General features: G+C 71.9%; 19 protein-coding genes and 1 pseudogene. 15 read left to right on the top strand and 5 right to left on the bottom strand.

Annotation, left to right across the window (positions count from 1 at the left end; all coding sequences use genetic code 11):
- Positions 1-86: 86 nt before the first annotated feature.
- Positions 87-1,079 carry an ArsR/SmtB family transcription factor gene (locus ICC28_RS21600; RefSeq protein WP_188290304.1) on the bottom strand — a complete coding sequence of 331 codons (993 nt, stop codon included), beginning with the start codon at positions 1,077-1,079 and terminating at the stop codon, positions 87-89.
- A gap of 276 nt (positions 1,080-1,355) precedes the next feature.
- Here ICC28_RS21600 and ICC28_RS21595 point away from each other — a divergent pair, with 276 nt between their 5' ends.
- Together ICC28_RS21595 and ICC28_RS21590 are read left to right on the top strand one after the other, a co-directional pair.
- Positions 1,356-2,612, top strand: a complete 1,257-nt coding sequence (locus ICC28_RS21595; protein WP_223189221.1) for a serine hydrolase domain-containing protein — start codon at positions 1,356-1,358, stop codon at positions 2,610-2,612.
- Positions 2,613-2,741: 129 nt separating this feature from the next.
- Positions 2,742-3,203 carry a hypothetical protein gene (locus tag ICC28_RS21590; protein WP_188290302.1) on the top strand — a complete coding sequence of 154 codons (462 nt, stop codon included), beginning with the start codon at positions 2,742-2,744 and terminating at the stop codon, positions 3,201-3,203.
- Between the two features lie 62 nt (positions 3,204-3,265).
- On the opposite strand, the gene ICC28_RS21585 is transcribed toward ICC28_RS21590, so the two are convergent.
- Positions 3,266-4,888: an ABC-F family ATP-binding cassette domain-containing protein gene (locus tag ICC28_RS21585; RefSeq protein ID WP_188290301.1), complete on the bottom strand. Its 1,623-nt coding sequence runs from the start codon at positions 4,886-4,888 to the stop codon at positions 3,266-3,268.
- A 298-nt stretch (positions 4,889-5,186) separates the two neighbouring features.
- Complete coding sequence (locus ICC28_RS21580; RefSeq protein WP_188290300.1) at positions 5,187-5,600, bottom strand: SsgA family sporulation/cell division regulator; 414 nt, start codon at positions 5,598-5,600, stop codon at positions 5,187-5,189.
- Positions 5,601-6,076: 476 nt separating this feature from the next.
- On the opposite strand from ICC28_RS21580, the gene ICC28_RS21575 reads away from it, so the two are divergent.
- The 4 genes and pseudogenes from ICC28_RS21575 (at position 6,077) to mmpA (ending at position 9,045) form a co-directional block, all read left to right on the top strand.
- Positions 6,077-7,147 carry a WD40/YVTN/BNR-like repeat-containing protein gene (locus ICC28_RS21575; RefSeq protein ID WP_188290406.1) on the top strand — a complete coding sequence of 357 codons (1,071 nt, stop codon included), beginning with the start codon at positions 6,077-6,079 and terminating at the stop codon, positions 7,145-7,147.
- 21 nt (positions 7,148-7,168) lie between these two features.
- Positions 7,169-7,498, top strand: a complete 330-nt coding sequence (locus ICC28_RS21570; protein WP_188290299.1) for a plasmid stabilization protein — start codon at positions 7,169-7,171, stop codon at positions 7,496-7,498.
- A gap of 196 nt (positions 7,499-7,694) precedes the next feature.
- Positions 7,695-8,378: pseudogene (locus ICC28_RS21565) on the top strand (endonuclease V); the annotation flags it as partial.
- 520 nt (positions 8,379-8,898) lie between these two features.
- Positions 8,899-9,045: a morphogenic membrane protein MmpA gene (gene mmpA, locus ICC28_RS21560; RefSeq protein WP_188290298.1), complete on the top strand. Its 147-nt coding sequence runs from the start codon at positions 8,899-8,901 to the stop codon at positions 9,043-9,045.
- 130 nt (positions 9,046-9,175) lie between these two features.
- Here mmpA and ICC28_RS21555 read toward each other — a convergent pair whose 3' ends face one another.
- Entirely contained in the window at positions 9,176-10,354 is a 1,179-nt protein-coding gene (locus ICC28_RS21555) for a saccharopine dehydrogenase family protein (protein ID WP_188290297.1), read from the bottom strand.
- Positions 10,355-10,553: 199 nt separating this feature from the next.
- Between ICC28_RS21555 and ICC28_RS21550 the strand changes: the two genes are divergently transcribed.
- The 6 genes from ICC28_RS21550 (at position 10,554) to ICC28_RS21525 (ending at position 18,858) form a co-directional block, all read left to right on the top strand.
- Complete coding sequence (locus ICC28_RS21550) at positions 10,554-11,684, top strand: CaiB/BaiF CoA transferase family protein (RefSeq protein ID WP_188290296.1); 1,131 nt, start codon at positions 10,554-10,556, stop codon at positions 11,682-11,684.
- The gene (locus tag ICC28_RS21545; protein ID WP_188290295.1) at positions 11,681-12,823 is read left to right on the top strand and encodes an acyl-CoA dehydrogenase family protein; all 1,143 of its coding nucleotides are present in this window, start codon (positions 11,681-11,683) and stop codon (positions 12,821-12,823) included. Before ICC28_RS21550 ends, ICC28_RS21545 begins: the two co-directional genes overlap by 4 nt.
- Positions 12,824-12,863: 40 nt before the next feature.
- Entirely contained in the window at positions 12,864-14,078 is a 1,215-nt protein-coding gene (locus ICC28_RS21540) for an acetyl-CoA C-acetyltransferase (protein ID WP_188290294.1), read from the top strand.
- Between the two features lie 41 nt (positions 14,079-14,119).
- Complete coding sequence (locus ICC28_RS21535; protein ID WP_188290293.1) at positions 14,120-16,288, top strand: 3-hydroxyacyl-CoA dehydrogenase NAD-binding domain-containing protein; 2,169 nt, start codon at positions 14,120-14,122, stop codon at positions 16,286-16,288.
- A gap of 445 nt (positions 16,289-16,733) precedes the next feature.
- On the top strand, positions 16,734-18,086 hold the full coding sequence (locus ICC28_RS21530) for a glycoside hydrolase domain-containing protein (RefSeq protein ID WP_188290292.1): 1,353 nt from the start codon (positions 16,734-16,736) through the stop codon (positions 18,084-18,086).
- 46 nt (positions 18,087-18,132) lie between these two features.
- Complete coding sequence (locus ICC28_RS21525) at positions 18,133-18,858, top strand: SDR family NAD(P)-dependent oxidoreductase (RefSeq protein ID WP_188290291.1); 726 nt, start codon at positions 18,133-18,135, stop codon at positions 18,856-18,858.
- On the opposite strand, the gene ICC28_RS21520 is transcribed toward ICC28_RS21525, so the two are convergent.
- A complete protein-coding gene (locus ICC28_RS21520) occupies positions 18,849-19,565 on the bottom strand; it encodes a MerR family transcriptional regulator (RefSeq protein WP_188290290.1) in 717 nt (238 codons plus the stop codon). The genes ICC28_RS21525 and ICC28_RS21520 overlap by 10 nt on opposite strands.
- A gap of 224 nt (positions 19,566-19,789) precedes the next feature.
- Between ICC28_RS21520 and ICC28_RS21515 the strand changes: the two genes are divergently transcribed.
- From ICC28_RS21515 to ICC28_RS21505, 3 genes are read left to right on the top strand one after another with little or no spacing between them, the layout of a single operon-like run.
- Complete coding sequence (locus ICC28_RS21515) at positions 19,790-21,256, top strand: amino acid permease (RefSeq protein WP_188290289.1); 1,467 nt, start codon at positions 19,790-19,792, stop codon at positions 21,254-21,256.
- Between the two features lie 40 nt (positions 21,257-21,296).
- Positions 21,297-21,785 (top strand): macro domain-containing protein, encoded by a 489-nt coding sequence (locus ICC28_RS21510; RefSeq protein ID WP_188290288.1) that lies wholly within the window; start codon positions 21,297-21,299, stop codon positions 21,783-21,785.
- Positions 21,782-22,738 (top strand): adenosine kinase, encoded by a 957-nt coding sequence (locus tag ICC28_RS21505; protein WP_188290287.1) that lies wholly within the window; start codon positions 21,782-21,784, stop codon positions 22,736-22,738. Before ICC28_RS21510 ends, ICC28_RS21505 begins: the two co-directional genes overlap by 4 nt.
- Positions 22,739-22,741: the final 3 nt, after the last annotated feature.

Here is a 22,741-nt window from a genome sequence, read left to right as displayed (position 1 = left end):
CCCCCGTCACCAGGCTGTGCCCCTCCTGAGACGCACGAGGCGGCCGTGGCGCGGGGGAGCGGACCGGGGCGCTCCGACCCGCGGCCTCACCGCGTCAGCAGGCTGACCAGTGCCGCACCCGTCTCCGTGCGCCGGGCCACTACGTGCTGTCCTCGGCGCTCCCGGGTGAGGAGACCGGCGGCCTCCAACTGGCCGCAGTGGTACGTCACGGTCGCCGGCGTGCAGTTGAGCGTGGCGGCCAGGGAGCCCATGGTGCACGGGCGGGCCAGCTCGCGCAGGATGCCCGCCCGCAGGGTGCCCACCACCAGCTTGAGCGGGTCCCGTTCGGTGGCGGCCTCCTCGGCCCTCTCGGTGGTCCACAGCGTGTTCAGGCCCGGCACGGGATAGCCGAACCACACGGCGTCGGAACGGTCGAAACTGAAGACCGAGGCACCGTTGCCGGACACGATGGGCACCAGCACCACGCGCCGGGCACCCCGCTCGAACGTCTCCGGGTGCGGATCCGGCACGTACAGCGTCTGCCCGGCGAAGCGGATCTTGGGCCCCAGTCCGGCCAGCACGAGCGGCAGGGCGTTGCTGACCACCGCCACGCCCACCCGCTCGGTCTCCCGGGCCAGCAGGGAACCGGCCCTCGCCCAGACCGGTCCGAACGCCTCCCACACGGCGCGGAGAATGGCCGCGTACGCGTGGATGAAGGCCTTCGGCCGGTCGATCACCGACTGCCACTGCCGGGGGACCGTCCCGCCGAAGTCCGTCTCCAGCTCCCGCAGCAGCACATGGGGCGCGACCTCCGCCAGACGGTCGAGCTGGACGGAGAGATCGGTCTCCCACAGCGGGGCCGTGGGCGTGAGGCAGTCGGGGACCATCGAGTACTCCGGGGTGAACAGCGGCCGCAGCACCGTCTCCGCCCCGTCGGGCACCGCCGAGGACAGCGCGCGGCGCCACGCCGGGTGCACCCCCTGGGAGCGGCCGCCCAGCGCATCCGCGACGAGCGACATCAGCGTGACGCCCGGCTGCGCCACGACCGACACCGGTACCGATTCCAGCGGCCCCAGACACAACTCGGAGAACCGGGCCATGAACACTCCCCTGCCGTCTTGCCACCACCACCCCTTGGGACGCACGGGCCCGAGCAGCGGTTTCGCCCCGGCCCGAGCAATGACCGAGCGGGCCCGAGCGAAGAAGTCGACCGGAACACATTTTGAAGCCGCTCGAAATGCTGGGCCGTGCCGCCGCCTTGCAGGAGACTGTGCCCGACCACGGGGGACGGTGGCGGACGACCAACCGCGCACATCGCTGTGCCCCGCGCAGAACAGGAAAGAGAAACGGGGCGCTGCATGTCCTTCGGACCTCACATGACGTCGAACCACCGCCGGCTGGCCGCCGGCGCCACCCTGATCGCCGCGCTCGCCGCCGGCATCGTGCCCGCCACCACCGCGCAGGCCGCGCCTGCCGCTCCCGACGCCACGCGCACCACCAAGCCCGCTCCCGCACCCGCCCCCGACATGGAGGGCGTCGCGGCCGCGCTGAAGGCCGCCATGGCCGAGGGCGCACCCGGAGCGATGGCCCGGTTCACCGACTCCAAGAGGGTCCAGACCCGGGCCCTGGGAGTACGCGACCGGGAGTCGGGCGCCGCCATGGACGTCCGCGCCCGCTTCCGGATCGGAAGCGTCAGCAAGACCTTCTCCAGCGTGGTCCTGCTGCAGTTGGTGCAGGAAGGGAAACTGCAGCTCGACGCGCCGGTGAACCGGTACCTTCCCGGGCTGCTGCCCGATGACCGGATCACGGTCCGGCACCTCCTGACCCACCGCAGCGGTCTCGCTGACTACACCAACGCGATGTTCGAGCACACGGTGCCCGGCTTCGAGGCCGTACGCCATCGTGTCTTCAGCTACCAGGAACTGCTGGACCTCTCGCTGAGCGAGCCCCGCACCACCGAGCCCGGCGTCTCGTACAAGTACTCCAACACCAACTTCGTGGTCGTCGGCATGCTCATCGAGAAGATCTCCGGGAAGCCGGTGGCAGAGGCGTACCAGCGCCGCATCATCGGCCCGCTGGGGCTGCGCAGCACCTCGTACGTGCACCCCGACGCCCGCATCGCCGGACTGCACGTCCGCGGCTACCTGCACGACGACGAGGTCGGCCGCCCGCTCGTGGACTCCACGGAACAGACCGTCTCCTGGGCCCAGTCGGCCGGCGCGGTCATCTCCAGCCCGGCGGACCTGAACACCTTCACGACCGCGCTGATGCGGGGCAGGCTGCTGTCGCCGACCATGATGGAGGCGATGACCACCGTCACGCCGACCGACGCCACCGACACCCGCTTCTACGGCCTCGGCCTGCGCCGCTACGACCTGTCCTGCGGTACGCAGATCTACGGCCACACCGGCACCGTCCAGGGCTACTACACCTACGCCTTCGCGACCCGTGACGGCCGCCGCAGCCTCTCCGCGATGGCCAACACCTCCAACAAGGGCTCGGCCAACACCGCGCTCGGCGGCACCCTCGAAGCCGCGTTCTGCGGCAAGAAGCCCACCGCGAAGGCCTCGTCGTCGGCGCGGGCCACGGCGTCCGCGCTCCCGGCCGAGTCGGACCTGCCCGAGAACCGTTGAGGCACACGGGGGTTGCCTCGGCGCGCGGCAGGACCTGAGCGTCGGCCGTCCCCGGCCGGGGACGGCCGACGTCACGCACCGCACACCCACACCTTCACTCCTGAGACGAGGGGATCTATGAGTCACTCCATGGACCGAAGGATGCTGCTGAGGTCGGCCGGATCTGCGGCGGTGGCGGGAACGCTGGGCGCGTTGGGCGTCGGGGCGTTCGCCACTCCCGCGCACGCGGCACCGGAAACGATCAATGCCGACCAGGTGTTCGAGTCCACCACCAACCGCGTGACCCGCGTCCCGAGGACGCGCGGAACCATAACCATCGAGATCCGGTCGGGCTACTACAACGGGTTCCAGTACGGCTGGGGGCGGATCCAAGGCTCCGGCTGGGACCCGCGTGGCTGGGTCTGGCTGGAGATCAGCTCGGACGGCGGCAACAGGTGGACCTTCGCCGACGCCACCTACCTCTCGGACGGCACCGGCTACACGCACACGTCCGGGTGGCTGACCCGGGCTGATCCGAACTATGTGTTCAGGGCCAGCTACGACAGCAACCTCAACACCCCCAACCCGTACCTCCGCAGCGGAGTCTGGTAGCAGCCCCCGGCCGGGCGGCCCGCGTCATGGGCCGCCCGGCCCGAGGCCCAACTGCCCCGCCCCTACGCGGGACGTGCGAGCGCGTCCGGGGTGACCTCCCTCAGCTCCCCGTCGAGCAGGAGCCAGCGGGTGATGCCGAGCGACTCCAGGAACGGCAGGTCGTGGCTGGCCACGATCAGGGCCCCCTCGTACGACTCCAGGGCCGTGGTGAGCTGACGCACGCTCGCCATGTCGAGGTTGTTCGTCGGCTCGTCCAGCATCAGCAGCTGCGGTGCGGGCTCGGCGAGCATCAGCGCGGCCAGTGCCGCCCGGAAGCGTTCGCCGCCGGACAGCGTGGCCGCCTTCTGGTCGGCGCGGGCGCCCCGGAACAGGAAGCGGGCGAGCCTGGCCCGGACCCGGTTGTTGGTGGCACCCGGCGCGAACCGGGCCACGTTCTCGGCGACGGTCCGCTCGTCGTCGAGGACGTCCAGCCGCTGCGGCAGGAACCGCAGCGGAACATGCGCCGTCGCCTCGCCCGACACCGGCGCGAGCTCCCCGGCGATCGTGCGCAGCAGCGTGGTCTTGCCCGAGCCGTTCCGTCCGAGCAGCGCGACCCGCTCCGGGCCGCGCAGATCGAGCCCGCCGGCCACCCGTGCCCCGTAGGCGAGTTCCAGGTCCAGGAGGGTGAGGACGGTACGGCCCGGCGGCACGGCCGTGTACGGCAGGTCGATGCGGATCTCGTCCTCGTCCCGTACGGCCTCCACCGCCTCGTCGAGCCGCTCCTTGGCCTCGGCGAGCTTCTCCTCGTGCATGATCCGGTGCTTGCCCGCGGACTCCTGTGCCGCCCGCTTGCGCGCACCCATGACGATCTTCGGCTCGCGCTTCTGGTCCCACATCTTCTGGCCGTACCTCTTGCGGCGGGCCAACTTGACGTGGGCGTCCACCAGTTCGCGCTTCTGCTTCTTCATGTCGGCCTCGGCCACCCGCAGCATGCGCTCGGCCGCCTCCTGCTCGGCGGCGAGCGCTGCCTCGTACACCGAGTAGTTGCCGCCGTACCAGGTGATCTCCCCGGAGTGCAGATCGGCGATCTGGTCGACGAGTTCGAGGAGTTCGCGGTCGTGGCTGACCACGACCAGCACGCCCGGCCAGGACGAGACGGCCGCGTACAGCCGCCTGCGGGCGTAGAGGTCGAGGTTGTTGGTGGGCTCGTCGAGCAGCAGGACGTCCGGCCGACGCAGCAGCAGCGCGGCCAGCCGCAGCAGGACCGACTCGCCGCCCGACACCTCCCCGATGGTGCGGTCCAACCCGATGTGGGCGAGCCCGAGTTCGCCGAGCGTGGCGAGCGCGCGCTCCTCCACGTCCCAGTCGTCGCCGACCGTCTCGAAGTGCTCCTCGGCCACGTCCCCCGCCTCGATGGCGTGCAGCGCGGCCCGTTGCGCGGCGATGCCGAGGGCCTCGTCGACGCTGAGCGTGGTGTCCAGGGTGACGTTCTGCGGGAGATAGCCGACCTCGCCCGCCACGCGCACCGCGCCGTCGGCCGGGGTGAGCCGACCCGCGATCAGCTTCAACAGGGTTGATTTGCCGGACCCGTTGACACCGACGAGACCGGTCCGGCCCGAGCCGAAGGCGACGTCGAGGCCCTCGAAGACGGGGGTGCCGTCGGGCCAGGCGTAGGCGAGGGACGTACAGGTGATGGAACTGGGCATGCATGCCTCCGCGGTTGCTCGCAGTGATCAATGGCAAACGCGTATCGAGACACCGGCGACCTGCGGACGGAGGCAGTCCGGGGGCATGAGAAAAGGCCCTGCTCCGGAGGACGGCTCGAACGCCGAGGTCGCACGCGACGCACACACGTGTGGTGTGACGCGGTGTCTCAAGACCTCAGACGAGCAACGTCCTTCTCCGATCGACGGCAACAGAACCGTTCTACACAGTACGAGGGAGGGGGAGGGGCGTCAACGGAATAACGTGGGAGCCGGATCCCTTCCGGCTCGCCCCGAGCGCTCAGACATCGCGCATGAGCTGCGCCAGATCATGGTCGAGGTCGAGCTGCAGGTGCTCCAGGCCGACCGGTACCAGCTCGCCGGTCGCGTCCAGGAACCGGCGCACCTCGCCGGTGCGGACGTGGACGACGGCCGTGCCCTCGGGGGCGTGGAACTCCAGGACGGTGCGGTCGTAGCCGTAGGGGCGGACGCGGACGTCGCCGTGGCCGACGGACTCGGTGAGACCCTCCGTGAGGAGTTCGCGGCTGAAGGTCCAGCAGACCTCCACGCCCTCCAGGGTGGCCGGGGCAGGGAAGGTCATGCGGACCGCGAACGGGTCGCGCCGGTCGTAGTGCAGCGTGGCGGGAATGCTCGGCATCCGCGGCGCGGCGGCGACGAGACGGGCCTCGACGGGCTGCTCGATGACGATGGACAACGCCTTGCTCCCTTGTGACGGCTGGACGTATCTCCGGGCGGACGAGACCTGGCACTGGAAGAGACGACGGAATCCGCCAATCCGTGCACACCGGAGGCGAGTGACCTCGGTCACCGCTTTTCATGCACGGGAGTGACGGGTTCGTCCGTGCTCGCCGGGTGGGGCGGTGGAGGCGTTCTGGACGGGGGCCGGTCGGGTGAAGTCGGCTACGGTTCGGCGGCGCGCGGAAGGGGCGCGGGGCTGTATCGATATGCGGCTCCGCCGCGATGGGGGTCCGCCGCGATTGGGGTCCGCCGCGATGGGGTCCCCCCCGCGCGAGCCAAGCCGAGCGTGGGGGAGCGACCGGCCACGGCGGCGCCGCGGGCGAGGCACACCCCGTTGCGGCACTTCCAGCGGAGCGGTTAGCTTCGCCTGCCATGAGGCGCTCGGGGAACACGCGACGGACGGGACGCAGGCTTCGTACGGCGGCCGCGGGGATGGTGTGCGGGGCGGCGCTGGCCGCGCTGACGGCCGTACCCGCGCAGGCGCGGGACGCGGAGCGGTCGGCTCCGCACTGGGAGGCGAAGGACACCGGGACGACGGCGGTGCGGTTCCGCGGGCTGGCGGCCGTCAGCCGGGACACCGCCTGGCTGGCCGGGACCGGGGGCACCGTGCTGCGTACCACGGACGGCGGGGACTCCTGGCGAAACGTCTCGCCACCCGGTGCGGGCGATCTGCAGTTCCGGGACGTCGAGGCCTTCGACGCGCGCCGCGCCGTGGTCCTGGCCATCGGCGAGGGCGAGGCCTCCCGGGTCTACCGCACCGACGACGGCGGAGCGACCTGGACCGAGTCGTTCCGCAACACCGATCCGCGGGCCTTCTACGACTGCATGACCTTCTTCGACCGTCGGCACGGGTTGGCGATGAGCGACCCGGTGGAGGGGAAGTTCCGCATCCTGTCGACGTCCGACGGCGGCCGTTCCTGGACGGTCCTGCCGGACGACGGGATGCCCGCCGCGCTGGAGGGCGAGGCCGGCTTCGCCGCCAGTGGGCAGTGCCTGGTCTCCGCGGGCCCCAAGGACGTGTGGCTGGCCACCGGCGGCGCCGCACGCGCGCGCGTGCTGCACTCCGCCGACCGGGGGCTGACCTGGACGGCCACCGACACCCCGGTCCCGGCGGGAGACCCGGCCCGGGGCGTCTTCGCCCTCGCCTTCCGCGACCGGGCCCACGGTCTCGCGGTCGGCGGCGACTACCGGCCCGACCAGGCCTCCCCGCGCGCGGCGGCCCGCACCGGCGACGGCGGTGCCACCTGGCGGCCCGCCGCGACGCCGGTGCACGCCTACCGCTCCGGCGTCGCCTGGCTCCCGCACAGCCGCACGGCCGCCCTCGCCGTCGGCCCCACCGGCACCGACCTCACCACCGACGGCGGCCGCACCTGGCGGACCGTCGACACGGGCTCGTACGACACCGTGGACTGCACCCCGGACCTGGGCTGCTGGGCCGCGGGCGAGCGCGGACGCGTGGCGCGGCTGGAGAGCGGAACCGGAATGTGGGTACTCGGCCGCTGACTGCGAGAGGAGTGAGCGCACATGCCACGCGGTTCGAGCCCCAAGCGGGAACGGCAGTACGAGCACATCAAGAAGAGTGCGCAGGACCGGGGGGAGAGCACCGGGCGGGCCGAGGAGATCGCCGCACGCACGGTGAACAAGGAACGCGCCCGGTCCGGCGAGTCCAAGAGCGCCAGCCGCACCTCGACCCAGGACATGTCGTCCGGCAAGCGCGGCGGCCAGCGGTCCGGCAAGGGCTCCCAGGGGCCCACGTACGACCAGCTGTACGAGGAGGCCAAGCGCCGCAACATCCAGGGCCGTTCGGACATGAACAAGAGCCAGCTGCAGCGCGCGCTGGGCGGCAAGAGCTGAGCGCTCCGCCGGGCGTCTCGCGATACCGCTCCGGCTCCGGCGCGGTCTTCGGGGCGACGAACTCGGTGACGCGGTACGCGCGCACCCCGGCGTCGACGAACAGTTCCCCGGCGGCGACCTCCTCGATCTCCGCGCGGTCCCTCGCGACGGCCGGGGTCACGCCTCCGTCGCGGGGACCCGTACGCTCGTCCGCATCATGACGACCGTACAGATTCCCGCGGGCTGGCCCGCGACCGAGGAGGAAGCCCGCGCCGTCCAGGACGAGTTGCGGGAGCGGGTGGTGCTCGACGACCCCGGACCACCGCCCGGAACGGGCCACGTCACGGGGGTCGACGTGGCCTACGACGACGAGCGGGACGTCGTCGCCGCCGCGGCCGTCGTGCTGGATGCGGCGACTCTGGAGGTCGTCGCCGAGTCGACGGCCGTCGGCCGGATCTCCTTCCCCTACGTCCCGGGCCTGCTCGCCTTCCGCGAAATCCCCACGGTGCTGGCCGCCCTGGACGCCCTGCCCCGCCCACCCGGCCTGGTGGTCTGCGACGGCTACGGCCTCGCCCACCCCCGCCGTTTCGGCCTCGCCACCCACCTCGGCGTCCTCACCGGCCTGCCCACCATCGGCATCGCCAAGAACCCCTTCACCTTCACCTACGACACCCCCGCCGCCCCGCGCGGATCGTCCGCCCCGCTCCTGTCCGGCACGGAGGAGGTCGGCCGCGTCCTGCGCACCCGCACCGACGTCAAGCCGGTCTTCGTCTCCGTGGGCCACCGCACCACCCTCCCCAACGCCTGCGCCCACACCCTCGCCCTCACCCCCGCATACCGCCTCCCGGAGACGACCCGAAGGGCAGACACACTGTGCCGACGGGCGCTGCGGGAGGCGACGGCGCCGAATGAGGAGGTCGCCGCCCGCGCGCGGACGGACCGGAGCCGGTCGTGGGGCCGAACCCTGTTCGAGCGCCAGCGGGATCCGGTGCGCTGGGCGGGCCGCGTGCTCGAAGCGGCTGTGGCGGGCGAGCCGAGAAGACCTGAGATCGTCGCCGCGCTGGACACGGCGAGCGACCGGGACCGGTGGAGCGGGGGCCGTGCGGTCTTCGAACGTCTGCGCGCCGCTTCCGTCGCCGCGGAGGAGCGGTCGGTGTTCCGCCTGGCGGAACTGGTGGCCAAGGTCGCCCACAACACGGCAGGTCCAGCGCCGTACTTCGACCACTCCGCCGGCTGGGCCATCGGCCCCCTCGCCGAGCGCATCGCCGCCGAGGCCCGTGACCCGGCCGTGCGGGTCCGCCTCGAAGCGGCCCTGGGCCACCGGCTGCCGGACGGCGAGGGGTACTCACGCACCACCTGAGTACCCCGCCTGAGTACCCGCACGGATGTTCCCCGCCGCACCCACCGGCAGGCTGGGGCGCATGACGACGCATCGCGCTCCCAAGCCGCTGGCCGACCCCAACCGCCCCGTGGAGCGGGCCGTGACGGCCGCGCTGGTGCTGGCCGTGGTGGCGGGGTTCGCCTGGATCTGCGGGATGGTCTACACGGTGATGCAGTGGCCGCTGTGAGCCACTGGGCGGACCCGGCGCATTCGGCTGCGGTCCGCCGGACAGGCCCTAGGGGCGCGGGGAACTGCGCGACCGGCCACAACGAGTCCGCAGCCGACCGACGACACATCACGCCACTTCGGCGGAGCGCTCAGCGAGTCGCCGCCACCCGGAAGACGATCCCCGCGCGGCGCAGCCGTTCCGTGAGGGCGGTGCCCATGGCCGTGGCCGTGGTGACCTGGCCGGAGGTCGCGGGGAGCGGGTCGAGGGCCAGGCAGAGGGCGGACTCGGCGAACATCTTGGCCGTTTCGTCGTAGCCGGGGTCGCCGCCCGACACCTCGGTGAAGACGCGACGACCGCCGCCCTCACCGACGAAGCGGACGGAGAACCAGCTCTTGGCGCGCTTCTCGGGGCTCGGGCCGTCGCCGGGCCGCAGCCGCTCCGACAGCCACCGGCGCGCGGGCGGCACCTGGGCGGCGGCCAGGACGCCGCCCACGGCCGCGACGCCGGCCACCGCGACCGGCAGGTGGCGTACGGCCGCGTAGTGGCGGTAGCGGAAGTCGGGGCCGTAGCGGTCCAGGGCCCCGGCGGACCGGCGGACGATCTGCGGGTCGATCGTCGGCAGCGGCAGCGCCCACGCGCCGATCTCACCGCAGTAGCGGGGCGCCCCCGCCGGGGCGAGCGCCCGACGCCCCACCAGCCGCGGCTCGTGCCGGGCGCGGTCGCGCGCGGCGGCCAGCATCCGCGGTCCGCGGGCGAACTGGCCCAGCGCCGACGCGAGCGTCCCCCCGGAGAACATGGCGTCCGCGGTCACGAACCCGTCCACGGTCAGCGGCACGCCCTCCGGCAGCTGCTCTACCGTGAACCGGACGCCGAGGTCGTGCGGCACCGAGTCGAAACCGCACGCGTGCACCAGCCGTGCGCCCGTCTCCCGCGCGCGTGCGTCGTGACGGACGTACATCAGGTCCACGAACTCCGGCTCACCGCTGAGGTCGATGTAGTCCGTCCCGCTGTCCGCGCAGGCCGCGACGAGTTCCTCGCCGTACGTCAGGTAGGGGCCCACCGTCGTGGCCACCACGCGCGCGTGCTCGGCGAGTTCGCGCAGCGAGGCCGGATCGGAGACCTCCGCCCGCAGGACGCCGACGCGCTCGCCGCCGGGCAGCCGTTCGCGCAGGCGTCGCAGCTTCTCCTCGCTGCGGGCCGCGATCGCCCAGCGCAGCCCCTCCGGCGCGTGCGCAGCGAGGTACTCCGCGGTGAGCGTCCCGGCGAACCCGGTGGCCCCGAAGAGCACGATGTCGTAGGGACGGTCGGTCCTGTTCGGCCTGCTCATGACACTCCTCGGTCCCGTACCTCGCGCCGTTGTCGGTGGCCGAGGCTAGCGTGAAGGGTGCGGAGCTCGACGAGGGGGCCGTTGGTAACCCGCCACAGTTTGGCTAAGCGCTTGCTCGTCAGGTCTTGTGCTCACTGGAACACGTTCCTAGCATCGCTGGTGTTACATCAGTCGTGTCACACACCAACCTGGGGACCGGATGGCAAAGACGCCAGGGCACGGCCCGCTCACCGGCGTACGCGTGGTGGAGCTGGCCGGCATCGGGCCCGGCCCGTTCGCCGCGATGCTCCTCGCCGACCTCGGCGCCGACGTCGTCCGCGTGGACCGGCCCGGCGGCCCGGGTCTCGCGATCGACCCCGCGTACGACATCACCAACCGCAACAAGCGCTCGGTGATCGTCGACCTGAAGTCGCCCGACGGCCCCGCGCGCGTCCTCGACCTCGCCGCCCGTGCCGACGTCCTGATCGAGGGCTACCGCCCCGGCGTCGCCGAACGCCTCGGCGTCGGCCCCGAGGCCTGCCACGCCCGCAACCCCCGGCTCGTCTACGGCCGCATGACCGGCTGGGGCCAGGACGGCCCGCTCGCCGACCGCGCCGGCCACGACATCGCCTACATCGCCCTCACCGGCACCCTCGGCATGATCGGCGCCCCGGACGAGCCCCCGGCCGTCCCGGCCAACCTGCTCGGCGACTACGCGGGCGGCTCCCTCTACCTCGTCGTCGGCGTCCTCGCCGCCCTCCACCACGCGCGCGCGACCGGCACCGGCCAGGTCGTCGACGCGGCCATCGTGGACGGCACCGCCCACCTCTCCGCGATGATCCACGGCATGCTCGCCGCCGGCGGCTGGCAGGACCGGCGCGGCGCCAACCTCCTCGACGGCGGCTGCCCCTACTACGGCACCTACGAGACCGCCGACGGCAGGTACATGGCGGTCGGCGCCCTGGAGGCGCGGTTCTACGACGAGTTCCTGCGCCTGCTCGGCATCGAGGACCAGGGCGGGGCCCGCAAGGACTGGACCCGCTGGGGCGACCTGCGCGAGGCCGTCGCCGCCCGCTTCGCATCCCGCACCCAGGACGAGTGGACGGCCGTCTTCGAGGGCTCCGACGCCTGCGTGGCCCCGGTCCTGTCGCTGCGCGAGGCCCCGCACCACCCGCACCTCGCCGCCCGCTCCACCTTCACCGACCACGACGGCATCATCCAGCCCGCCCCGGCGCCCCGCTTCTCCGCAACCCCCACGACCGTCCGCTCCGGCCCCGCGCGCCCGGGCGCCGGCACGGCCGACGTGGCGCGCGACTGGGACGTACCCGACCTGACGAAGGGCCTTGCATGAAGCGGCGGATCTTCTCCGACGAGCACGACGCGTTCCGCGAGACCGTGCGCGGCTTCCTCGCCCGGGAGGTGCTGCCCCACTACGAGCAGTGGGAGAAGGACGGCATCGTCTCCCGCGAGGCCTGGCGCGCGGCCGGCAAACAGGGCCTCCTCGGCCTCGCCGTGCCCGAGGAGTACGGCGGTGGCGGCACCGCCGACTTCCGCTACAGCGCCGTACTCGCCGAGGAGTTCACGCGCGCGGGCACCCCCGGCCTCGCCCTCGGCCTGCACAACGACATCATCGGCCCGTATCTGACCGGCCTGGCCACCGAGGAGCAGAAGCGGCGCTGGCTGCCCGGCTTCTGCGACGGCTCGCTGATCACGGCCATCGCCATGACCGAGCCCGGCGCGGGCTCCGACCTCCAGGGCATCCGCACCCACGCCGAGGACCGCGGCGACCACTGGCTGCTCAACGGCTCCAAGACGTTCATCTCCAACGGCATCCTCGCCGACCTGGTGATCGTCGTTGCGAGAACGACCCCCGAGGGCGGCGCGCACGGTCTGTCCCTGCTCGTCGTCGAGCGCGGCACGGAGGGCTTCGAGCGCGGCCGCAACCTCGACAAGATCGGCCAGAAGGCGCAGGACACGGCCGAGTTGTTCTTCCACGACGTCCGCGTGCCCAAGGAGAACCTCCTCGGCGAGCCGAACGGCGCCTTCGTCCACCTGATGACCAACCTCGCCCAGGAGCGCCTGAGCATCGCCGTCTCCGCGATCGCCGCCGCCGAACACCTGCTGGAGATCACCACCGAATACGTCAAGCAGCGCGAGGCCTTCGGCCGGCCCCTGGCCACCAAGCAGCACATCCGCTTCGAGGTGGCGGAGATGGCCACCGAATGCGCCGTCACCCGCACCTTCCTCGACCGCTGTGTCGAGGACCACTCCGACGGCCGACTCGACGCCGTGCACGCCTCCATGGCCAAGTGGTGGGCGACCGAGCTGCAAAAGCGCGTCGCCGACCGCTGCCTCCAACTGCACGGTGGCTACGGCTACATGAGCGAGTACCCGGTCGCCCGTGCCTTCACCGACGGCCGGATCCAGACCATCTACGGAGGGACGACCGAGATCATGAAGGAGATCATCGGCCGCTCCCTGCTGGGCTGAAGCACCGTCGCCCGGCCGACCCTCACCGAAAGGCTTCCCCGTGAGCACCGAAGCGTACGTGTACGACGCGATCCGCACCCCGCGCGGCCGCGGCAAGGCGAACGGCGCCCTGCACGGCACCAAGCCCATCGACCTGGTCGTGGGGCTGATCCACGAACTCCGCGACCGCTTCCCGGGCCTCGACCCGGCCGCGATCGACGACATCGTGCTCGGCGTCGTCGGCCCGGTCGGCGACCAGGGCTCCGACATCGCCCGCATCGCCGCCGTGGCCGCCGGACTGCCGGACACGGTGGCCGGCGTACAGGAGAACCGCTTCTGTGCGTCGGGCCTCGAAGCGGTCAACATGGCCGCCATGAAGGTGCGTTCGGGCTGGGAGGACCTGGTCCTCGCGGGCGGCGTGGAGTCCATGTCCCGGGTGCCGATGGCCTCGGACGGCGGCGCCTGGTTCAACGACCCGATGACCAACCTCGCGGTCAACTTCGTGCCGCAGGGCATCGGCGCCGACCTCATCGCCACCATCGAGGGGTTCTCCCGGCGGGACGTCGACGAGTACGCGGCCCTCTCCCAGGAGCGGGCGGCCGCGGCGTGGAAGGAGGGCCGCTTCGACCGCTCCGTCGTCCCCGTCCGCGACCGCAGCGGCCTGGTCGTCCTCGACCACGACGAGCACCTGCGCCCCGGCACCACCGCCGACTCGCTCGCCAAGCTCAAGCCGTCCTTCGCGGACATCGGCGACCTGGGCGGCTTCGACGCCGTCGCGCTGCAGAAGTACCACTGGGTCGAGAAGATCGACCACGTCCACCACGCGGGCAACTCCTCCGGCATCGTCGACGGCGCCTCCCTGGTCGCCATCGGCTCCAAGGAGGTCGGCGAGCGCCACGGCCTCACCCCGCGCGCGCGGATCGTCTCCGCGGCCGTCTCCGGGTCCGAGCCCACCATCATGCTCACCGGCCCCGCGCCCGCCACCCGCAAGGCCCTCGCCAAGGCCGGGCTGACCATCGACGACATCGACCTCGTCGAGATCAACGAGGCGTTCGCGGCCGTCGTCCTGCGCTTCGTGAAGGACATGGGCCTGTCCCTGGACAAGGTCAACGTCAACGGCGGCGCCATCGCCCTCGGCCACCCCCTCGGCGCCACCGGCGCGATCATCCTCGGCACGCTCGTCGACGAACTGGAGCGCCAGGACAAGCGCTACGGCCTCGCCACCCTGTGTGTCGGCGGCGGCATGGGCATCGCCACGATCGTCGAACGCGTCTGAACACCCCAGCGGCCCCACGAGACTTCAACGGAGACCCCCTCATGACCACCACCATCCGCTGGGAACAGGACCGCACCGGCGTCGTCACCCTCGTCATCGACGACCCCGACCAGTCCGCCAACACCATGAACCAGGCCTTCCGCGACTCCCTCGCGACGGTCACCGACCGCCTGGAGGCCGAGAAGGACACCATCCGCGGCGTCATCATCACCTCCGCCAAGAAGACCTTCTTCGCCGGCGGCGACCTGCGCGACCTGATCCGGGTCACGCCCGAGACCGCGCAGGAGCTGTTCGACGGCGGCCTGGCGATCAAGCGGAACCTGCGCCGCATCGAGACCCTCGGCAAGCCGGTCGTCGCGGCCATGAACGGCGCGGCCCTGGGCGGCGGTTACGAGATCGCCCTGGCCTGCCACCACCGCATCGCCCTCGACGCACCCGGCTCGAAGATCGGCTGCCCCGAGGTCACGCTCGGCCTGCTGCCGGGCGGCGGCGGTGTGGTCCGCACCGTCCGCCTCCTCGGCATCGCCGACGCGCTGCTGAAGGTCCTCCTCCAGGGCACCCAGTACAGCCCGCAGCGCGCCCTCCAGAACGGCCTGGTAGACGACGTGGCCGTCACCCGCGAGGAAATGCTCGCCAAGGCCCGCGCCTTCATCGAGGCCAACCCCGAGTCGCACCAGCCCTGGGACAAGCCCGGCTACCGCATCCCCGGCGGCACCCCCGCCCACCCCAAGTTCGCGGCCAACCTGCCCGCCTTCCCGGCCACCCTGCGCAAGCAGACCAACGGCGCCCCCTACCCCGCCCCGCGCAACATCCTCGCGGCGGCGGTCGAGGGCGCCCAGGTCGACTTCGAGACGGCCCAGGTCATCGAGGCGCGCTACTTCGTCGAACTCGCCGCCGGACAGACCTCGAAGAACATGATCCAGGCGTTCTTCTTCGACCTCCAGGCCGTCAACTCCGGCGCCAACCGCCCCAAGGGCATCGAACCGCGCCCGGTCCGCAAGGTCGCCGTCCTCGGCGCCGGAATGATGGGCGCGGGCATCGCCTACTCGTGCGCCCGCGCGGGCATCGACGTCGTCCTGAAGGACGTGTCCCCGGAAGCCGCCGCCAAGGGCAAGGCGTACTCCGAGAAGCTCTGCGCGAAGGCGGTGAGCCGGGGCCGTACGACGCAGGAGAAGGCGGACGCCCTGCTCGCCCGCATCACCCCGACCGCCGACCCTGCCGAACTCGCGGGCTGCGACGCGGTGATCGAGGCGGTCTTCGAGAACCCGGAGCTGAAGCACAAGGTCTTCCAGGAGATCCAGCACATCGTCGAGCCGGACGCGCTGCTGTGCTCCAACACCTCCACCCTCCCCATCACCGCCCTCGCCGAAGGAGTCGAGCGCCAGGCGGACTTCATCGGCCTGCACTTCTTCTCACCGGTCGACAAGATGCCGCTCGTGGAGATCATCAAGGGCGAGCGGACGGGGGAGGAGGCACTGGCGAGGGCCTTCGACCTGGTCCGCCAGATCAAGAAGACCCCGATCGTGGTGAACGACTCCCGCGGCTTCTTCACCTCCCGGGTCATCGGCCACTTCATCAACGAGGGCGTGGCGATGGTCGGCGAGGGCGTGGAACCCGCGTCGGTCGAACAGGCGGCGGCCCAGGCGGGCTACCCCGCCAAGGTCCTCTCCCTGATGGACGAGTTGACGCTCACCCTCCCGCGCAAGATCCGCACCGAGACCCGTCGGGCCGTCGAGGAGGCGGGCGGCACCTGGCAGGAGCACCCGGCGGAGGCCGTCATCGACCGCATGGTCGACGAGTTCGGCCGGACCGGCCGCAGCGGGGGAGCGGGCTTCTACGACTACGACGACACCGGCAAGCGCATCGGCCTGTGGCCGGGCCTGCGCGAGCACTTCACACGCCCGGACGCCGAGATCCCCTTCAAGGACATGCAGGAACGCATGCTCTTCGCCGAGGCCCTCGACACCGTCCGCCTCCTGGAGGAGGGCGTCCTGACCTCCGTCGCCGACGCCAACATCGGCTCCCTCTTCGGCATCGGCTTCCCCGGCTGGACCGGCGGCGTCCTCCAGTACATCAACGGCTACGAGGGCGGCCTCCCCGGCTTCGTATCCCGAGCCCAAGAACTCACCACCCGCTACGGCACCCGCTTCACCCCGCCGCCCCTGCTGGTACAGAAGGCAGAAAACGGCGAACACTTCACGGACGCGTAACGCCCTGGCGGGGCCTTTGTCGGCGCCGGTCGTCATGTCCAGCCCGTCCGGCGTTTGAGGACGAGGCCGTTCAGGCCGAACGGGGGTCCAGGGGCGAAGCCCCGGCGGGGTGCTGGGGCGGAGCCCTGCGTGGGTACAGGGGGCGCAGCCCCGCGCGGGGTCCAGGGGCGGAGCCCCGGCGGGGTGCAGGGGCGAGGCCCCGCGCGGGGTCCAGGGGCGGAGCCCCGGCGGGGTGCAGGGGCGGAGCCCCGCGGGGGTCCTGGGGGCGGAGCCCCCTGGCGGGGTCGAAGGGGCGGAGCCCCTGGGGATGGGACGGGTAGGGGCGGCGGGGGCGAAGAACTCTCGCCGCCCGCCACCCAACCACCTTGGGCCGGTCGGCCCCTTGCCCGCAGCGGGAACCCACCCCGAACCTGACGGACAACCACCGCTTCGCCAGGGGGCTGCCATGCCGTACCCGCACCCACACCCGCACCCACACCCCACCACCCGAAGACTCCTCGTCCTGGCCTCCGCCGCCACCCTCCTCACCACCGCCACCCTCACCCTCGCCCCCACCGCCACCGCCGAACCGGCCACCCCCATCGGCTATCCCACCGGCGCCACCGCCACCCGCTACTCCGGCCTCGCCTTCGACACCTGCACCGCCCCACCCCTCGCCTCCGTCAAGGCCTGGAACGCCTCCCCGTACCGCGCCCTCGGCGTCTACGTCTCGGGCATCAACCGCACCTGCGCCCAACCGGAGTTGACCGCCCCCTGGGCAGCCTCCGTCTCCCGGCTGAAATGGCGCCTGCTGCCGATCCACAAGGGCCTGCAACCCCCCTGCGGCGCCCGCCCCTCCGACGCCAAGATCAGCAAGACCCCCGCCACGGCCCGCTCCCAGGGCACGGCCGCGGCCGGTGAGGCGATCACCGCGGCCAAGGGCCTCGGCATGCTCCCCGGCAGCGCCCTCTACAACGACATCGAGCACTACTCCCAGACCGACACCGTCTGCCGCACCGCCGTACTGAACTACGTCTCGGCCTGGACCAAGGAACTCCACCGCCGCGGCTACGTCTCCGGCGTCTACATGAACCTCAACCTCGGCGCCAAGCAACTCTCCGACGTCTACACCTCGACGACGTACGCCCGCCCCGACGCCCTGTGGATCGCCCGCTACGACGGCGTCGACTCCCTCAAGGGCTGGACCGGCATCGCCGACTCCAAGTGGGCCGTCCACCAACGAGCCAAGCAGTACCGCGGCAGCCACAACGAGACGTACGGCGGCGTCACCCTGAACATCGACAACGACCGCCTGGACGCCCCCGTCGCCACGGTCGCCCACCCGTACAAGGTCACGAGCACGACCCCGCTCAACGCCCGCACCGGCCCCTCGACGAGCTACCCCGTCGCCGCCACGTACGCCCCCGGCGCGTCCCTGAAGGTCGTCTGCCAGACACCGGGATCCAAGGTCGGCACCACGTCCGTCTGGGACAAGCTCAGCAACGGCAGCTACGTCTCCGACTACTACGTCAGCACCCCGTCCGGCACCGGTTACAGCTCACCCCTGCCCCGCTGCACGTACCCGTACCAGGTGACCGCCACCGGCGGCCTGACCGAGCGCAGCGGACCGGGCTCCGGCTACCCCGCCGTGGGCACCTCGCCCAACGGCGCCCTGGCCTGGGTCACCTGCCAGCGCGCCGGTACGACGGTCGGCACCACCAAGGTCTGGAACCGGCTGGACAACGGCCGCTACGTCTCGGACTACTACGTGTCCAATTCCAGCAACACGACGTACAGCAAACCCGTCCCGCGCTGCTGAAAAGGCACCCTTGCCCACCCCCTGACGGATCGTCACACTCGCCTGCATGGAGACGCGTACCGCGCTGGTGACCGGAGCGGCACAGGGCCTGGGACAGGAGTTCGCCGTGGCGCTCGCCGCACGCGGGTACCGGGTCGCGGGCCTCGACCTGGCCCCGCAGCCCGAGACCGCCGCGAAGATCCTCGACTACGTGGAACTCGTCGGCGACGTCACCGACGAGACGCAGATAGGGGAGGGTCTTGAGCGGCTCATCGACCGGTTCGGCACGCTGCACGTCGTCGTCAACAACGCGGGCATCTACCCGGCGAAGCCCTTCGAGGAGACGACGGCCGAGGACTGGCGCCGGATCATGCGCGTCAACCTGGAGGCGCCGTTCCTGGTGACCAGGGCAGCGCTGCCGTACCTGAAGGCGGCCGGCTGGGGCCGCATCGTCAACATCGCCTCGGCGGCCGTGTTCAGCGCGCCGCCCACGATGGTCCCGTACATCGCCTCCAAGGCGGGCCTGATCGGCTTCACCCGGGCCCTGGCCGGCGCCCTCGCGCCCTACGGCATCACCGCCAACGCGATCGCACCCGGCATGGTCCGCACGCCCACGACCGAGCGGACGTCCGGCGCGGACGGCGGCTTCGAGGACGTCCGCGCAGGGCAGGCGGTCCGGCGCACCCCGGAGCCGCCCGACCTCGTCTCCACCCTGCTCTATGTCGTCGACGAGGGAAGCGACTTCCTCACCGGCCAGACGCTCAACGTGTCAGGCGGATCCACCTACCTCTGACCCGTCGGCCCGTGCCCGTCGCTCAGCCACTCCCGCAGCTCCTCCCGGAGCGAGCGCTGAAAGGTCGTCAACAGCGCCTGCACCACCAGCGGTTGCATGTCCGCGGAGAGCGACTTCACGTCCTGTGCGGCGCGTTGGGACACCTCGCCGCGGAACAGCTGCGACAGCTCGTGGGCCGCGGCGCGGGAGTGCTCCATGAGGACGCCCCGCGCCTTGAGGATCGCCTCCTGCGACAGGGGTACGTCCAGCAGCCGCACGCCGAGCCGGAGCAGGCCCGTGTCCACCCGGAACGCGGTGCCGTCCGGCTCGATCACCCCCATCGCGGCGAGCCGCTCCACGTCCTCGTCGCCCAGCTCCCGCCCGGCCCGCCGCTCCAGTTCCGCCCGGGGCACGGTCTCCACGGTGTCCGGCGCCCAGGAGGCGACCACCGCCCGGTGGATGGCGAGGTCCTGCGCGCTCAGGTCCGGCGGCAGCTGCTGCACGTACCGCTCGATCGCGGCCAGCGTCATCCCCTGCTGCTGGAGTTCCTCGATCAGCGCCAGCCGCCCCAGGTGCTCCCTGCCGTAGTGGCCCACCCGGCGCGGGCCGATGACCGGCGGCGGCAGCAGGCCCTTGGTGCCGTAGAACCGCACCGTGCGGACGGTGACACCCGCGCGCGCGGCGAGCTCGTCGATGGTGAGGGTCAGCTGCCCGGCCTCGGTCGTCATGTGCAGCAGTATCGCTGTCTCACCAGTGCTGTGAAACCATTCCGCACGCCCCCGACGACCATGTGAGAACCGACGCGCTGTGACATGGGCCACCGCGTACGGGGTGATCGATGTGGGAAGGTGCTGCACTGGTCTGTACCGCGCGACCGCGGGGTACGGGCCACAGCTATGCAAGGACACCCGGGCACACCCCCGCCCGGGCGCACCAGAGAGTGGTACCCCCTGTGAGCAAGGACGCCGTGGACACGGCACAGGTCGCCGCCCACCCCCAGGCGACCGGAATCACCGCGGACGCGGGTGACGCCGGCTACAGCAAGGACCTCAAGGCCCGCCACGTCAACATGATCGCCATCGGCGGCGCGATCGGCACCGGCCTCTTCCTGGGCGCCGGCGGACGCCTCCACAGCGCGGGCCCGGCGCTCGCGATCGCCTACCTCGTCTGCGGCATCTTCGCCTTCTTCGTGGTCAGGGCCCTGGGCGAACTGGTCCTGCACCGTCCCTCCTCGGGCTCCTTCGTGTCCTACGCGCGCGAGTTCCTCGGCGAGAAGGGCGCCTACGTCGCCGGCTGGATGTACTTCCTGAACTGGTCGACGACCGGTATCGCGGACATCACCGCCATCGCGCTGTACACGCACTACTGGAGCATGTTCACCGACATCCCGCAGTGGGTGCTCGCCCTGGCCGCCCTCGCGGTGGTCCTGGCCGTGAACCTGATCTCGGTGAAGATCTTCGGCGAGATGGAGTTCTGGTTCGCGATCATCAAGGTCGCCACCCTGGTCGGCTTCATGCTGATCGGCATCTTCCTGCTGGCCACCCAGCACAAGGTGGGCGGCGAGACGCCCGGCCTGCACGTCATCACCGACAACGGCGGCATCCTGCCGCACGGCATGATGCCCGTCGTCCTGGTCATGCAGGGCGTGATCTTCGCCTACGCGGCCCTGGAGCTGGTCGGCGTCGCCGCGGGCGAGACCGCCGAGCCGGAGAAGGTCGTCCCGCGCGCGGTGAACTCGATCATGTGGCGCGTCGGCCTGTTCTACGTCGGCTCGGTCGTCCTGCTGGCCCTCCTGCTCCCCGGCTCGGTCTACTCGGCCGACGAGAGCCCCTTCGTGACGGTCCTGTCGAAGATCGGCGTCGAGGGCGCGGGCGACGTGATGAACCTGGTGGTCCTGACGGCGGCGATGTCCTCGCTGAACTCCGGCCTGTACTCCACGGGCCGCATCCTGCGCTCGATGGCGATGGCGGGCTCGGCCCCCAGGTTCACCGCCCGCATGAACCGCAGCCAGGTCCCCTACGGCGGCATCCTGCTGACCTGCGCGGTCTGCGTGCTCGGCGTCGGCCTGAACTTCCTCATGCCGGACCAGGCCTTCGAGATCGTGCTGAACGTCGCCTCCCTCGGCATCATCAGCACCTGGGTGATCATCATGATCTGCCACCTGCTGTTCGTCCGCCGCGCCAAGGAGGGCCTGCTCGCCCGTCCCTCCTTCCGCCTCCCCGGCAGCCCGGTCACCGAGATCGTCACGATCGCCTTCCTGATCGCCGTCCTCGGCCTGATGTGGAACGACCCCGAGGTCGGCCGCAAGACCCTCCTCCTCATCCCCGTGATCGCCGCGATGCTGGTCGTCGGCTGGTACGCGATCCGCAGCCGCGTCGCCAGGGCCCAGGACCAGGAGTTGGCCGACCTCACGAAGTAATCCCACTGCCGCTGTCAGTGCCAACGCCTACGGTGGCGTCATGTCGGAGATCACATACGTCCGGGGTGACGCCACCGTTCCGTCCGTCAAGGGCGTCAAGGTGATCGCCCATGTCTGCAACGACATCGGGGGCTGGGGCAAGGGTTTCGTCCTCGCCTTGTCCCGCCGCTGGCCGGAGCCGGAGAAGGCCTACCGCGCCTGGCACCGCGACCGCGCGGCGAACGACTTCGGCCTGGGAGCCGCGCAGTTCGTCCAGGTCGAGCCCTACGTGTGGGTGGCCAACCTGGTCGGCCAGCGCGGCATACGGACCGGCAGCAAGGGCGTCCCCGTGCGCTACGAGGCGATCGACGCCGCCCTGGAGCGCCTCGCCGACAGGGCCGTCGAACTCGGCGCCTCCGTGCACATGCCCCGGATAGGGTGCGGTCTGGCCGGGGGCAAGTGGTCCCGCGTCGAACCGCTGATCGAGCAGCGGCTCGTCCGGCGGGGTATCCCCGTCACGGTCTACGACCACGGGGAGGGCCGGAGTTGAGCCGCGACACCGACGTTCTCGTACTGGGCGGAGCCGGAGTGGACACCATCGTCCACGTGCCGGAGCTGCCGTTGCCGTACGCCGACAGCTACATGATCGAGGACGGGATCCGGACCCGCGCCGGGCAGACCGGTGACTTCGTCGCCCTCGGCCTGACCGCGCTCGGCCTGCGCGTCCACCACCTCGACTTCCTCGGCGACGACCCCGAGGGCGACCTGGTCCGCGCCCTGCACGACGAGCACCGCATCGCCCTGACCGCCGTACCGCAGCCGCTCGGCACGAAGCGGGCGGTGAACCTCGTCGGGCCCGACGGTCGGCGGCTGTCGCTGTACGACACGAGCCGCGGGCACGCCGGCGACCGCCTGCCCGAGGACACCGTCCGCACCCTGGCCGGGGCGAGCCGCCACGCGCACGTGTCGATCACCCACCCCTGTGCCGGGGCCCTGCCGGTCCTGGCCGAGAGCGGCGTGACGATCTCGACGGACCTGCACAACTGGGACGGCGAGAACCCCTACCACGAGGCCTTCGCCCTCGCGGCCGACGTCGTCTTCCTGTCCGCCACCGCCCTCGCCGACCCGGAGCGCACCATGCGCCGCATAGCCGAGCGGGGGCGCGCCGAGGTAGTCGTCGCCACCGCCGGAGCCGAGGGCGCCCACCTGCTCACCGACGGCGAACTCACCCACGTCCCGACGGTCACGCCCCCGGCCCCGGTCGTCGACTCCAACGGCGCGGGCGACGCCTTCGCCGCAGGCTTCCTCTTCGGCCGCCTGAACGGCGAACCCCCGCACCGCTGCGCCCAGTACGGATCGGTGGCGGGCGCGTACGCCTGCACGGTGCCGTCGACACGGGCCGACGCGATCAGCCGCGGCGACCTTCTCGCCTCAGCCGCTGCGGCGCCGTCGTGGCCGGCCGCGCAGTTCCCCGCGCCCCTTCGGGGCGCGGGCGAACCGTAGTCG

It is taken from the genome of Streptomyces sp. TRM68416 (assembly GCF_014596915.1).
GTDB lineage: Bacteria > Actinomycetota > Actinomycetes > Streptomycetales > Streptomycetaceae > Streptomyces.
This window is presented reverse-complemented; position numbering and strand designations above follow the sequence as displayed.

Coding starts and splice junctions, on each gene's coding strand:
- ICC28_RS21600 (WP_188290304.1), bottom strand. CDS start 1,079: ATGGCCCGGTTCTCCGAGTTGTGTCTGGGGCCGCTGGAATCGGTACCG.
- ICC28_RS21595 (WP_223189221.1), top strand. CDS start 1,356: ATGACGTCGAACCACCGCCGGCTGGCCGCCGGCGCCACCCTGATCGCC.
- ICC28_RS21590 (WP_188290302.1), top strand. CDS start 2,742: ATGGACCGAAGGATGCTGCTGAGGTCGGCCGGATCTGCGGCGGTGGCG.
- ICC28_RS21585 (WP_188290301.1), bottom strand. CDS start 4,888: ATGCCCAGTTCCATCACCTGTACGTCCCTCGCCTACGCCTGGCCCGAC.
- ICC28_RS21575 (WP_188290406.1), top strand. CDS start 6,077: ATGGTGTGCGGGGCGGCGCTGGCCGCGCTGACGGCCGTACCCGCGCAG.
- ICC28_RS21570 (WP_188290299.1), top strand. CDS start 7,169: ATGCCACGCGGTTCGAGCCCCAAGCGGGAACGGCAGTACGAGCACATC.
- mmpA (WP_188290298.1), top strand. CDS start 8,899: ATGACGACGCATCGCGCTCCCAAGCCGCTGGCCGACCCCAACCGCCCC.
- ICC28_RS21555 (WP_188290297.1), bottom strand. CDS start 10,354: ATGAGCAGGCCGAACAGGACCGACCGTCCCTACGACATCGTGCTCTTC.
- ICC28_RS21550 (WP_188290296.1), top strand. CDS start 10,554: ATGGCAAAGACGCCAGGGCACGGCCCGCTCACCGGCGTACGCGTGGTG.
- ICC28_RS21545 (WP_188290295.1), top strand. CDS start 11,681: ATGAAGCGGCGGATCTTCTCCGACGAGCACGACGCGTTCCGCGAGACC.
- ICC28_RS21535 (WP_188290293.1), top strand. CDS start 14,120: ATGACCACCACCATCCGCTGGGAACAGGACCGCACCGGCGTCGTCACC.
- ICC28_RS21530 (WP_188290292.1), top strand. CDS start 16,734: ATGCCGTACCCGCACCCACACCCGCACCCACACCCCACCACCCGAAGA.
- ICC28_RS21525 (WP_188290291.1), top strand. CDS start 18,133: ATGGAGACGCGTACCGCGCTGGTGACCGGAGCGGCACAGGGCCTGGGA.
- ICC28_RS21520 (WP_188290290.1), bottom strand. CDS start 19,565: ATGACGACCGAGGCCGGGCAGCTGACCCTCACCATCGACGAGCTCGCC.
- ICC28_RS21510 (WP_188290288.1), top strand. CDS start 21,297: ATGTCGGAGATCACATACGTCCGGGGTGACGCCACCGTTCCGTCCGTC.